9 protein-coding genes are annotated in these 12,768 nt (G+C 62.1%); 4 read left to right on the top strand and 5 right to left on the bottom strand.

The window, feature by feature from the left end; genetic code table 11:
• Nucleotides 1–279: 279 nt before the first annotated feature.
• Entirely contained in the window at nt 280–2,484 is a 2,205-nt protein-coding gene (locus ACTQXO_RS04835; RefSeq protein WP_427793338.1) for a DEAD/DEAH box helicase, read from the bottom strand.
• A gap of 637 nt (nt 2,485–3,121) precedes the next feature.
• Between ACTQXO_RS04835 and ACTQXO_RS04840 the strand changes: the two genes are divergently transcribed.
• From ACTQXO_RS04840 to ACTQXO_RS04855, 4 genes are all read left to right on the top strand, one after another.
• Nucleotides 3,122–5,464: a heavy metal translocating P-type ATPase gene (locus tag ACTQXO_RS04840; protein WP_441032984.1), complete on the top strand. Its 2,343-nt coding sequence runs from the start codon at nt 3,122–3,124 to the stop codon at nt 5,462–5,464.
• A gap of 147 nt (nt 5,465–5,611) precedes the next feature.
• Complete coding sequence (locus tag ACTQXO_RS04845) at nt 5,612–5,833, top strand: heavy-metal-associated domain-containing protein (RefSeq protein ID WP_154515953.1); 222 nt, start codon at nt 5,612–5,614, stop codon at nt 5,831–5,833.
• A gap of 51 nt (nt 5,834–5,884) precedes the next feature.
• Complete coding sequence (locus ACTQXO_RS04850; protein ID WP_229778266.1) at nt 5,885–6,154, top strand: metal-sensing transcriptional repressor; 270 nt, start codon at nt 5,885–5,887, stop codon at nt 6,152–6,154.
• 146 nt (nt 6,155–6,300) lie between these two features.
• Nucleotides 6,301–6,774: a hypothetical protein gene (locus ACTQXO_RS04855; protein WP_427747716.1), complete on the top strand. Its 474-nt coding sequence runs from the start codon at nt 6,301–6,303 to the stop codon at nt 6,772–6,774.
• Nucleotides 6,775–6,864: 90 nt separating this feature from the next.
• On the opposite strand, the gene ACTQXO_RS04860 is transcribed toward ACTQXO_RS04855, so the two are convergent.
• From ACTQXO_RS04860 to ACTQXO_RS04875, 4 genes are all read right to left on the bottom strand, one after another.
• Nucleotides 6,865–8,235, bottom strand: coding sequence for an amidohydrolase family protein (locus ACTQXO_RS04860; protein ID WP_441545507.1), 1,371 nt, complete (start codon nt 8,233–8,235; stop codon nt 6,865–6,867).
• Nucleotides 8,236–8,725: 490 nt separating this feature from the next.
• A complete protein-coding gene (locus ACTQXO_RS04865) occupies nt 8,726–9,802 on the bottom strand; it encodes a hypothetical protein (RefSeq protein WP_441545508.1) in 1,077 nt (358 codons plus the stop codon).
• Nucleotides 9,803–10,153: 351 nt separating this feature from the next.
• Nucleotides 10,154–10,861 carry a hypothetical protein gene (locus ACTQXO_RS04870; protein ID WP_427717769.1) on the bottom strand — a complete coding sequence of 236 codons (708 nt, stop codon included), beginning with the start codon at nt 10,859–10,861 and terminating at the stop codon, nt 10,154–10,156.
• Nucleotides 10,862–11,285: 424 nt separating this feature from the next.
• Entirely contained in the window at nt 11,286–12,767 is a 1,482-nt protein-coding gene (locus ACTQXO_RS04875) for a glutamate synthase subunit beta (RefSeq protein WP_441032974.1), read from the bottom strand.
• Between the last annotated feature and the right edge of the window lies 1 nt (nt 12,768).

Genomic DNA, 12,768 nt, shown 5'->3' on the forward strand with positions numbered 1-12,768 from the left:
TTATGACCGATGAACGGTATTTTTTCTTCGATAAACGGTATTTAGGCGACACTTGGGGACACTCCTTGTTTGGTGCCTTGGGGACAGGTTACTTTGCACCAATCATGAGTTGCGGTGAAATAGGGACTGAAAAGCCGCTCAAAAGGCCAAAACAGTCCGTACTCCACCGCAACTTCAAGACGTTGGTGCATATGAACCCGTCCCCTTGCACCAAAAAGGGCCCCGAGCATAGTCTGCTCGAGGCCCAAACTCGTGTCGCCTTACCGCGCGACGCGTATGTTACTTGCGCTTGCCGCCGCCGTCACCGGGGCGACGGGAGCTGCCGCCGCGCTTGCCGCCACGATTGTTACCATAGCTGCCACGGTTATCGCGACCGCCGGCACGGCCACCACGGGAGCCGGCCTGGTTGCCGCCGCGACCGCCACGGTGGCCGCCGCGACGCTCTTCGCGGGTATCGTCGTAGTTGCGCCAGTCATCGCGACGATCTCGACTGGCACGCGGGTCGCGACGATCGCGCGACTCGCCAGAACGGCCGGCGCCACTGCGGCCGCCATTGCCGCGAGCATCCTCGCGACGCTCACCGCCGCGGCCGCCGCGCTCTTCAAAGCGCTTGCCGCCACGGGACTCGCCGCCGCGGCCGCCGCGCTCGTCATCGCGACCGGAACGACGACGGTCGCCCGCGCCGCGCTTGCCGCCGCGCGAACCGCGGCCCTCGTCCTCGCGCTCAACACGGCGACGACCGCCGCGGTCCTCGTCCTCACGACGACGGCGGTGCGCCTCGCCCTGGAACTGCTTGGCACGGCGCTCGGCACGGTTGCCGCGCGGGGCCGGCTCGACGGCACCAGCACCTGCACGCTCCTCGGCAGCCACCTCGCGGGCCACGCTCTCCACGGCCTCGTCCACGCGAGCCTGAACGCCCTCGCGCACGCGGGTCTTGCCGCCGCGCTTGGGACGGCTCGGGCGCTCGCTGTCGCCGCGACGCTCATCGCGACCGCGGTTGGAACGACCGGCCACATCGCCGTAATCGTCGCCGTTGCGCTTGCCGTCGCGACGCGCCTGCTCAAGCTTCTTCTTGCTCTTGGACTTACCGCGCTTGGTCTTCTTCTTCACCTTAAAGGCCGCAGGGTCCCGCTCGGGGTCAACCGCGGGCGGATTGGGGCCCACGTGCAAGTCGCCGGCCTCGTAGATGTCGGCAGTCTTGTCCATGAGCTTCTCGATCTCGTAGAACTCATCCACGTCCTGCTCGGTCACAAACGTGATGGCCCAGCCCAGCTCGCCGGCGCGGCCCGTACGGCCAATACGGTGGATGTAGTCGGTCGGCTCGGCCGGCACGTCAAAGTTCACGACGTAGCGCACGTCGCTGATGTCGATGCCGCGGGCGAGCACGTCGGTTGCCACCAGCACGTCGACGGTACCGTCGCGGAAGGCCGAAAGTGCGCGCTCGCGCTGGGCCTGGCTGCGGTTGCCATGAATCGCGGCAGCCTTGATGCCCTTGCGCTCCAGACGACGGCAGCAGCTGTCGGCACGGTGCTTGGTGCGCATAAAGACGATGGTGCGCTCCGGGCCTTCCTTCTTGAGGAACTCGGGCAGCAGGTTGTTCTTGGCCTCGATGGACACCGGGAACACAAACTGGTCGACGGTGTCGGCGGTCGACGTGGCGGGCGCGATCTCCACGCGGGCCGGGTCGCTCACTAGATCGGTGATCTCGCCCACGGCCTCCTCGTCGAGGGTCGCCGAGAACAGCAGCGTCTGGCGCTCGGCCGGCGTCTCGCGCACAATACGGCGAACGGCGGGCAAAAAGCCCATGTCGAGCATGCGGTCGGCTTCGTCGAGCACCAGCACCTTGACCTCGTCCAGGTGGCAGGCACCCTGCTCGATCAGATCGACCAGACGGCCCGGCGTTGCGACCAGGATGTCGCAGCCGTACTTGAGGGCAGCGGTCTGCGGCTTGTAGCTCACGCCGCCCACGACGGTCACGGCAACATGACCGGTGACGTCGGCGATCTTGCTCGCGACCTCGTCGATCTGCTGGGCAAGCTCGCGCGTAGGGGTGATGACGAGCATCACGGGGCCGCGGCCGTTGCCCTCGGGCTTTTTAGCACCGCGACGACGGTTACGGCCGCCGCGCTCGCGCACAGGTTTGGGAGGAGCGATGTGCTCCAGATTGTTCATGGTCGGCAGCAAAAAGGCGGCCGTCTTGCCGGTGCCGGTCTGAGCGGCGGCAAGCAGGTCGCGGCCCTCGAGCACCACGGGGATCGAGCCGGCCTGCACGGGCGTCGGCGCCGTGTAACCCAGGTTCTCGATGGCACGAAGTATCTCGTCCGAAAGACCCAGCTCGTCAAAGGCGGGCAGGTTCTCGGTAGCGGACTCGACGGTCTCGGCGGCGCTGGCCTCGTCGGCCGCATCGAAGGCAGCCTGGGCCATGGCCTCGCGGGTCTCGTCCAGGATCTCGGCGTCGGTGACGTCGGATACAGAATTACGCATATGATGTTGTTCCTTATCTGCACGCGCAAGGGGCACGGCATGCGGCCGCGCGGGCGTGCTTGGTAGTGCGCTAGTACATGCAAAAACGGGTGCGCACAGAGAGGACGTTGCTCAGCACGCTGGCGATCGCTTTGGCAGCCATATCACGCGCCGTCCAGACGCAGCAGCTCTAAGCGATGGAGCAGATTCGCCGCCGGTTAGTATACCCGTACTCCGTATGCCCCCACGTAAACCACAGATGACGGGGCGGACGGGGTGGGTCTGGGCCAATTGTCTCAATCTGTAACAGTTACGAGGCAAAACCAGGTCTACACGTTACGAATCGAGACAAACCAAAACCTCGCAAAACAACATCTCGATCTGCAACAGATAGAGGTCATTTTCCCTGCCAGATGTTACAGATCGAGATGTTAAGCAACCGCCGAATTGTTTGTCTCAATCTGTAACAGTAACTCGGCAAAAACGGAACTAGATGTTACAGATCGAGACGAAGGGCGAGGATGGTGCACTAACTTGGCAGTCGACCCCCGTATCGGAATGTCATACATTTAACTTTTGCCATACACCCCCAGGGGGTATGGGTGTATAGTATCGAGAGGTTAACAATTCCAACACCGAACTACAGAAAGGAGAGGCCATGGCTCAAGATAAGTTCGACGTAGGCGGCATGACATGCGCCGCCTGCCAGGCGCACGTGGACCGCGCCGTGAGCAAGCTCGACGGCGTCCAAAGCGTCGCGGTCAACCTACTCGCCGGTTCCATGATGGTCGACTACGACCCCGTGCAGGTCTCCCCCGACGATATCTGCACCGCCGTCGACCGCGCGGGCTACTCGGCCTCACCCGTCAGCACGGGCACCGGTGCCGCCGGCTCAAACGGCAGCGCACAAGCCAGGTCTGGCGCCGCCCATATGGAGTCGCCCACCAAAAAGTTGGAGGTCGCCGCCTCTGCCATGCGCACCCGCCTCATCGTCTCGATCGTCTTCCTCATCCCACTGTTCTACATAGGCATGGGACACATGCTCGGCTGGCCGCTGCCCGGCATTTTCACCGACCATATCCACAGCATGACGCTCGCCCTCACCGAGCTTGTCCTGCTCATCCCCATCGTCTACGTCAACGACGCGTACTTTATCAACGGGTTTAAATCGCTCGCGCACGGCGCACCCACCATGGATGCCCTTATTGCCGTGGGCGCCACCGCTTCCATTGCCTGGTCGCTCTATGCCATGTTCATCATGGCCGACCAGCTGGCCACGGGGCAGGTGCACGAGGCCATGATGACAGGCATGGACAATCTGTATTTTGAGAGCGCGGGCACGATCCTGTCGCTCGTCACCGTGGGCAAATACCTCGAGACGCGCAGTAAGTCCAAAACCGGCGGCGCCATCGAGGCGCTCATCGATCTGGCGCCTAAAACCGCGACCGTCGTTGCCGACGACGGCAGCGAAACCACCGTCGACGTCGATAGCATCCTTCCCGGCCAGGTCCTGCGCGTGCACCCCGGCGAGTCAATCCCCGTCGACGGCGTGGTGCTCGAGGGTAGCTCGGCCGTGGACGAGAGTGCGCTCACCGGCGAGTCAATCCCCGTGGAAAAGACCGCCGGCGACACCGTCAACGCCGCCACCGTCAACCGCACCGGCTCGTTTACCTTCCGCGCCACGCGGGTTGGTGCCGAGACATCACTCGCCAAGATCATCCAGCTCGTCGAGGACGCCAACGCCACCAAGGCGCCCATCGCCCGCATGGCCGACAAGGTCGCCGGCGTGTTCGTGCCCGTGGTGTTCGTGATCTCGGCCGTGACCTTTGCGGTGTGGATGGCACTGACCGGCAGCATAAACGAGGCACTTACCTCCGCCGTGGCCGTGCTGGTGATCAGTTGTCCCTGCGCGCTCGGCCTAGCCACGCCCGTCGCCATTATGGTGGGTACCGGCAAGGGCGCCGAGATGGGCATTCTGTTTAAGAGCGCCGAGGCGCTGGAGAACCTGCGCGGCGTGGGTACCGTGGTGCTCGATAAGACGGGTACGGTCACCCGCGGCAAACCTGCCGTGACCGATATCGTGGTAGCCACGCGCGCCGACGGCTCGCCCGCCATGAGTGAAAAGGCGTTACTGAAGCTCGCTGCCGCGCTGGAGCGCTCGAGCGAGCATCCGCTGGCCGAGGCGATTATGACCGAGTGCGAGGCGCGCGGAATCGTGGCGCGCATGGTCGAGGACTTTGCCGCCGTGCCTGGACGAGGCGTTACGGCGCGCGAGGGGCAGAATATCATCGCAGCCGGCAACGTGCGTCTGATGAACGAGCTGGGCGCGGAGGTGCCCTCAGGACTTGCGGAGCGATTTGCCGCCGAGGGCAAGACACCGTTGTTCTTTGCCAAGAACGGCGAGCTTGTCGGCACCATTGCCGTGGCTGACGAGGTCAAGGAGACGAGCGCTGAGGCCATCGCCGCGCTGCGTTCGCTCGGCGTCGACGTGCACATGCTCACCGGCGACAACCGTGTGACGGCCGAAGCAATCGCCCGCCGCGTAGGACTGAGCAGCAAGCAGGTCATTGCCGACGTGCTTCCCGCCGACAAGGAACGCCACGTGCGCGAACTGCAGGATGCGGGCGGCAAGGTCGCCATGGTGGGCGACGGCATCAACGACTCCCCTGCCCTGGCGCGCGCCGACGTGGGCCTTGCTATCGGCACCGGCGCCGACATCGCCAAGGAAGGGGCAGATGTGGTACTCATGCGCAGCGATCTCATGGACGTCGCCCGCGCTATCGAGCTTTCGCGCGCCACGATTCGCAACATCAAGCAAGACCTGTTCTGGGCGCTGTTCTACAACGGCATCGGCATTCCGCTCGCTGCGGGCGTGTTCTTCCCCCTCACCGGCTGGCAGCTCTCGCCGATGTTTGGCGCCGCAGCCATGAGCCTGTCGAGCGTGTGCGTCGTGTCCAATGCTCTGCGCCTGAAATCCTTTAAGCCTAAAGTGGCAAAATAGGCTCACCATTAAATCCATTTAGAACGGGTTTTCCAGGTGCCCGAGATTGACCTGAAAGAGGAGCGACGCGTACTTTGGTACGCGAGCGACGGCTTGAAGGTCAAGGTCGGGTGCCTGGGAAAGCCAACATAACAGAGAGGAATACCCATGCGTTACACAATTAAGACTTCCGGCCTTATGTGTGGCCACTGCGACGCTACTGTCGAGACGGCACTGCTCAACGTTGCCGGCGTGACCGACGCCGATGCCGATCACGAGACTCAGACGGTACAGGTGGAGTGCGCCGACACCGTGGCCGCCGAGCAGCTCGCTGCCGCCGTCGAGAGCGCCGGCGAGAAGTTCCACGCCCTGTCCGTGACCGCAGCCTAGCTGCTACCAGAAGCATTCGACCCCATCGACCAGAAACGAGGACCCGCCATGATGGCAGACCACAAATCGGTGAACCGTATGCTCAAGACGGCGCGCGGCCAGATCGACGGCATCCTGCGGATGGTCGAGGAGGACCGCTACTGCGTCGATATTTCCACGCAGCTCATGGCCACACAGGCACTCCTCGCGCGCATTAACGCCGACGTGCTCAAGGCGCATATCGAGGGCTGCGTGACTTCAGCAATCGAATCGGGCGACGAAGACCTCAAAGCCGCGAAGCTCGCCGAGATCGAACGCGTCGTCGACAAGCTCTCTAAGTAATCGGCGCATTGAGGACAAACCACTTTGCACCGTCTTGATGTTCCGAGGACGGGTATGTTTGCACCACATTGGCGCAGATTAACCTGTCCCCCTTGCTCTAAATCGGGTATAAAGGCGTGCGGCATATCGAACGAAAGGCAATTTGCATGAATGACTTTATGAAGGGCCGCAATGGCGCCGACGAGCTCACCATCGTGATGGGTTTTGCGGGCATCGTCATCGCGATGATCGGATCGATGGCCCGCATCCAGTGGCTCAGTTGGATCGCCATCGCCGTCATCGTGATCGGCGTGCTGCGCGGCCTGTCCAAAAACATCGACGCACGTCGCAAGGAGAACGAGGCCTTTGTCGCCGGCTCGGCTAAGGTCCCCGGCTTGGGCAAGTTTGTCGCCAGCTTGGGTGGCGGCGCTGCAGCGGCCAGCACCTCACGCGCGGCCGGCACCAGTAAGGAAGACTTTGAGCGTGCCAAGCGCACGGCCAAGAAGATGTGGAAAGGTCGCAAGACCACGGCATACCTCAAGTGCCCCAACTGCGGCCAGATGCTCTCCGTTCCCAAGGGCAAAGGCAAAATCCGCGTCACCTGCCCCAAGTGCCACGCCAAGATGGAGACGCGCTCGTAGCCGCCATACCGCAGGACAAAATAAAAGCCGAGGTCTCGCACTGGGACCTCGGCTTTTTTGAATGCGACAAAGGGCCCGCCCCCGTCACACCTACGCCACGCCGTCGCGGGCAAGCTCCTCGGCAAGCGCCTCGGCTGGCATGGCCATAATCGTGTCGAGCTCGGCGTCCACCTCGGGAATACGCCTCACCTTGAGCTTGCGCACCAGATCGCCACGACACATCACGTGCATCGGCTCGCGCAGAGCGCACAGGTCATCGAGCGGGTTCTCGCGCGTCACCAGGATATCGGCAGCCTTGCCGCACTCGATCGCACCGGTCTCGCCGCCCAGCCCCAGCAGCTCAGCATTGACCTGCGTAGCCGTATGCAGAGCAAACGCATTGCTCACGCCCACGTACTTGGCAAAATAGGCCACCTCGCGCCACATGTCGTACTGGGTCACGAACGGGCAGCTCGAATCCGTACCCAAACCTACCTTGATACCGGCTTCCAGCGCCGCACGAGCGCTCTCGATAATGCCCGAGCACACGATATCGCCGTTCTTCTTTTGCGTTTCGGTCGAATGAGTCTTCTCCGGATCGAGCAGCACAAACGGCAGTGCGGGGCTGATCGTGCAGGTCACACTCGGCGCACGCCCCTCGAGCTGAGTTCCCGCGGCGCCGCGGTACAGCTCCAGGATCTCGGGCGTCAACGGAGCGCCGTGCTCGATCGTATCGACGCCGGCCTCGAGCGCGGCCTTCACGCCCTCGGTGCTCTCGACATGAGCCATAACCGGAAGGCCCATATCGTGCGCTGCCTTGCACGCCGCTGCGGCAACCTCCACCGGCATACGCAGCACGCCCGGCTCGCCTACCTCGGTCGCATCGAACACACCGCCCGTTACGAACAGTTTAATGACATTGGCACCGCGCGCATACAGGTCGTGCACCTGTTCGGCCGCCTCGGAGGGACTGTTGGCCACCTGCGCGAACAGCCCCGCGCCGTGGCCACCCGGCACCGTAACGCCCGTTCCCGGCGCCACCAGGCGAGGACCCTGATACTTGCCGGCATCGATGGCATCGCGCACGGCCAGATCGGCAAACAGCGGGTCGCCCGCGCCGCGCACCGTGGTCACGCCGCTTGCCAGCTGCTGTTGGGCGCTACCCTTAAGGATGCGGCGGACAATGGCGCGGCCCACGGGATTATCGAGTTTCTTCATCAGCGCGCCCGCATCGCCCGCCGAAACCGGCTTGCCCGAGCCGCACAGATGCACATGCATATTGATGAGGCCCGGCATGAGATACGCCCCGGCCAGGTCGAGGACCTCGGCACCTGCAGGCGCCTGCGCCACAGCGCTCGGCCCCATCCACGTGATGACACCGCGCTCAACGGCCACGGCCATGTCGGGCTGCGGCTCCATATGCTCCGAACCATCCAGGACGGTCGCATTGATAAACAACGTGGAACGATCGGCAGACGCCATATCGAGCTCCTCCCTCACGATTAACTTGAACATTTGTCCATTATCACCTAATGCAGCAAACTAAAGTCGAACATATCGGTTAGCGGAGGGACGAGAGAGCTGTGAGGGCAAACGGAGACAGCACGACAATGCTCCGGCCGTTCCAGCAAAACGTCTTGATTGTACTAGGTAGACCAGGTTTTAGCAGCCAGATGTTACAGATCGAGATCTTTCGGCACCGCGTCCAGCCTTTGTCTCAATCTGTAACAGTTGGGTCGAATTTTGGCCGTTAGATGTTACAGATCGAGATATTCTCCAGCCCTGTCGTCAAACATCTAAATCTGTAACATGTAGACAGGTTTTCGGCCTCTAGATGTTACAGATTTAGATCTTTTAGCGGCAGCCAACCTTCTGTCTCGATCTGTAACAGTTACGAGGCCAAACGGCCCCTTGTTGTTACAGATCGAGACAAACTCGACAGGAACAACTACATCCGCGTTAGTCGTATCCCTCAGCGCCCATACCACTGACGCTTCCATCCCTCAGCCAAATCGGCCCGCTGCGAAATACCCGCCAGCCTTATCTTTTCAGCCAGCTTCCCCGGGTTCTTGAGTTCATCAAACGTGAACCTCAGCACCTTGTGCCCGAGCATTGTCAGATGAGATTCCCGCTGACGCTCTGCTACGAACGGGTCGACCGACTCCCGATTCCCACCATCCTGCAGAGTATACTTTCCTCTTCCGTCGAGCTCGCCAATCACGCACGTCCCGTCCTCGAGCCTCCAGAAATAATCGACCCGAAACACCTGGCTCGAATCAAGCGGATCGCGAAACTCCACCTGCAACTCTGGCACCGGAAAACCGTATGCAATAAAGAACGCTCGGAACCGAGACTCGCCACCGTTTTCGGACAGCCCGTCCGCATGCGACGCAATCACCTGAGCTCTGCGATACCCGCGTCTGCCCTCGCAATCGGCCTGGAGCCGTTCGCAGAGGTCGTCGCGCGATATGCCCTTCGCCCGCAGCGCAGAATCGGCAATCGCCAGACCATATGAAAACGGCGCACGCAGCAGACAATCCTCCACCGTGCGCCAAAACGGCGTCACTCGCACGCCGTCGACGCGCTCAAGCGCACCCGACGCCTGCGGACGCAGCAGCCTATATCCCGTACTCAACGCCACCGAACAACCCGTCTTGACCAAGTAACGCGGCCCGAGCAGATCATTCGGCACCTCCAGACCCCATATCAGCGCGGCGTCATACCCCCAAAACGCCCAATCGGGATGAAACTCCGCAAGCCCCTTGATGGTCCACCGAGCCCGCTCCGGCGGCGTCAACGCATCCCATTCATGCTGAAAACAGAATAGGTGCAATTCGGGCTCCGCAATATCGTCTGTGCCCACATGGCGCCGCAGCCACATGAGCTCGGCATTGTCGTGCGTCGCAAGCAGCACGCCTTGTTCAGCCGCCTCCGTGAGTCTGGCAAGCATCCTATTCCGCGCCAAGGTGCTACGTACTGCATGTTTGTGTTTGAAAACGGTATTAGACACTTTCATCACCACCACGTCAGACAAATGGACCATCGTCACCGTTGCCTCCGCTGACAAATGTCTTGATCTGTAACAGGAAGACAGTCTTTGAGCCTCTAGTTGTTACAGATTTAGATTGTTCGGCACCGCGCCCAACCTTTGTCTCGATCTGTAACAGTTAGGTCGAATTTTGGCCTGTAGATGTTACAGATCGAGACATCCCCCCTGCCGGGTTCCAAACATCTCAGTCTGTAACAGTTAGACGTTCTCCAGACCCCTAAACGTTACAGATTTAGACAAACCAGCAACGCCCAAGCAGTCGTCTCGATCTGTAACAGGTAGACCGGTTTTTTGTCCCTAAACGTTACAGGCCGAGACAAATAGACGGGCGGCGGCGCGACTGCCCATCCCCTACTCCCATTCCTGTTCGTAGATATTGAGTGACTTTACGTAGCGCCCCTGGGCACCCATGATGTCGCGAACCAGCCGTAAGAAGAAGCTGATACACGAGGTATCGAAGCCATCTTCTAGGTCCTCAGGATGCACGGCGCCAGGCCCGTCGACCGCCGTATCGCTCAGGCGCGCAATGTCGTAGAGGTAGAGCTGCCCCGCCGTCAGCCAGACATCGTCGACGCACGCGAGGCGCACCGCAATCGCGCCATCGCGCCAGTGTTCCTTTTGCACGATATGCGGATCGTAGACGTCAAAGCGACGGTCGGTACGCGTGTCACGCAGCGCGACCATACCGGTCGCGGGATCCTTATCCAAAATGCCAAAGCGCGAGAAATAGTGCGTGCCGCGCACCTGCTCGAGCCGTCTGAGCGAGACGGGCGAAAGCGACGCCGGCGGCTCGTCAACATACAGCTCAAGCAGCGTCTTGCCATGGTAATAGGGACGCTCGAACAGCAGCCAATCGGTAAATGCCATGTTATAGGCCATGATTTCATTTTGCGAGGGCTCCTCGCAATAGCTGAGCCATGGATCGACTATCACTTCGAACTGTGTACGCGCCGACTCCAAAAACTGAAACTTGCGCAGCATCCAAAACTGGGCCATGCCGGCGATATCGTCACCGACGGCCTCGGCCAGACGTCCCCGGTCCAAAACATGATCAGCCATGGCATCCTCCTCAAACTGATAAACCTCAATTTGAGCTTACGAGGAGGGCGGGTGGTCGCCGCCATCACGGGCGAAATGGGCATCGGGCTGCAAACCAGATGCTGACCAAGCACTTGACGGGATACTTGCAGATTATGCAAATTGCCACAAAATCGCGGGTAGAACTAGACGAATCACCCGCGCCGCTGTCCGCAAACAACTAAAGCCGCCACATAAACAGCAGAGCGCAACGAGCGCAAACGCCAACGGGTAGGCAGCCAAACGTCGGCAAACGAGCAAAACGCTCGCAAACCCGCAAGGAGTGTCCCCGGATGCCGGCATATAAGGAACGTCCCCAGCTGCCGGCACTTGGGGACGTTCCTTATATGCCGGCCGTTGGGGACAGCCCTTGCCGATTCGATTGTTGAGTAACTCCGTGATTGTCTTACAGCCCCAGCGCCTCGGCGACCTCGGCTGCGCAGGCGAGGGCATCGGCCATGGCACTCACCACGAGCGAGCTGCCGTTGCGGGCATCGCCGGCCACATACACCGGCGCGGCATCCGCGGCAACGCCATCCACGCGAGCCGCAAGATGCGAGTCCTCGGAGGCCATCACGGGCAACGGACGGCCCGCCGTGGCAATAGGCACGTCAACAGCGTCGAACACGCCGTGCTCCGGACCCGTAAAGCCACAGGCGATCAGCACCAGCTGGGCCGGCACCTCGTGCTCGGAGCCCGCAATGCGTTCGGGCTTGCCGGCCGACCAGTCCAGATCGACCACGCGCAGGCCCGCGGCAGCGCCCTTCTTGTCCAGCAATACCTCGAGCGTATCCACGCCCCAAGCACGCATCTCGCCGCCCATGGCAGCGATAGCCTCCTGCTGACCGTAGTCGGTCTTCTTAACGTTGGGCCACTGCGGCCAGGAATTGCTCGCCGCACGCTTATCGGGTGCGGCCGGCAAGAACTCAAACTGACGCACACTGCGTGCACCCTGGCGCACCGCGGTACCCACGCAGTCGTTGCCGGTATCGCCGCCGCCAATGACCACAACGTCCAGGCCGCGCGCGTTCACCGCGGGCTCACCGCCATCGAGCACCGAGACGGTCGAAGCCGTCAGGTAGTCCACGGCATACACCACGCCCGGGGCATCCACATTCGTAGCCAAAAGACCGCGGGGCGCACGAGCACCGGCAGCCACCACAACGGCGTCAAAACCATTGAGCTTGGCCGCCGCCGCAGGGTTCGTAACGTCAGTACCCAGCTCAAAGACAATCCCCAGCTCGCGCATGAGCGCCACGCGGCGCTCGACCACGGACTTCTCGAGCTTCATGTTGGGAATGCCGTACATGAGCAGACCGCCTGGGCGGTCGTCGCGCTCAAACACCGTCACGCGGGCACCGCGACGCGCAAGTTCCCATGCAGCCACCAGGCCAGCCGGGCCGGAGCCCACCACGGCGACCGAGGGCGCGTCCTCCCCTGCCGGCTCAAAGCGACGCGGGCCGCCGTTTGCCCATTCGTGGTCGCTGATCGCGCACTCGTTATCGTGAATCGTTGTGGGCTGGCCGTCGACCGAACCCAGGTTGCACGCAGCCTCGCACAGTGCCGGGCACACGCGGCTCGTAAACTCGGGCATGGGCGAGGTGAGCGACAGACGCTCGGCCGCCTCGTCCCAGCGACCGCGATACACCAGCTCGTTCCACTCGGGAATCAGGTTGTGCAGCGGACAGCCACTCGGACGCGCCTTGCCAAAGCTCGCACCCATCTGGCAAAACGCCACGCCGCACATCATGCAGCGGCTCGCCTGGGCGCGGCGCGCATCGTCGTCGAGCTCCACATACAGCGGATCGAAATCGCGGCTGCGCTCCTCCACGGGGCGCAGCTCGTGGGTCACGCGATCGATATCAAGAAAAGCACCGGGCTTACCCATG

This window comes from Collinsella sp. LCP19S3_D5 (assembly GCF_052121415.1).
Taxonomy (GTDB): Bacteria; Actinomycetota; Coriobacteriia; order Coriobacteriales; family Coriobacteriaceae; genus Collinsella.

Bases quoted from the DNA above. Each gene is read 5' to 3' on its own strand.
- ACTQXO_RS04840 (WP_441032984.1), top strand. From the start codon at position 3,122: ATGGCTCAAGATAAGTTCGACGTAGGCGGCATGACATGCGCCGCCTGC.
- ACTQXO_RS04875 (WP_441032974.1), bottom strand. From the start codon at position 12,767: ATGGGTAAGCCCGGTGCTTTTCTTGATATCGATCGCGTGACCCACGAG.
- ACTQXO_RS04850 (WP_229778266.1), top strand. From the start codon at position 5,885: ATGGCAGACCACAAATCGGTGAACCGTATGCTCAAGACGGCGCGCGGC.
- ACTQXO_RS04870 (WP_427717769.1), bottom strand. From the start codon at position 10,861: ATGGCTGATCATGTTTTGGACCGGGGACGTCTGGCCGAGGCCGTCGGT.
- ACTQXO_RS04855 (WP_427747716.1), top strand. From the start codon at position 6,301: ATGAATGACTTTATGAAGGGCCGCAATGGCGCCGACGAGCTCACCATC.
- ACTQXO_RS04860 (WP_441545507.1), bottom strand. From the start codon at position 8,235: ATGGCGTCTGCCGATCGTTCCACGTTGTTTATCAATGCGACCGTCCTG.
- ACTQXO_RS04845 (WP_154515953.1), top strand. From the start codon at position 5,612: ATGCGTTACACAATTAAGACTTCCGGCCTTATGTGTGGCCACTGCGAC.
- ACTQXO_RS04835 (WP_427793338.1), bottom strand. From the start codon at position 2,484: ATGCGTAATTCTGTATCCGACGTCACCGACGCCGAGATCCTGGACGAG.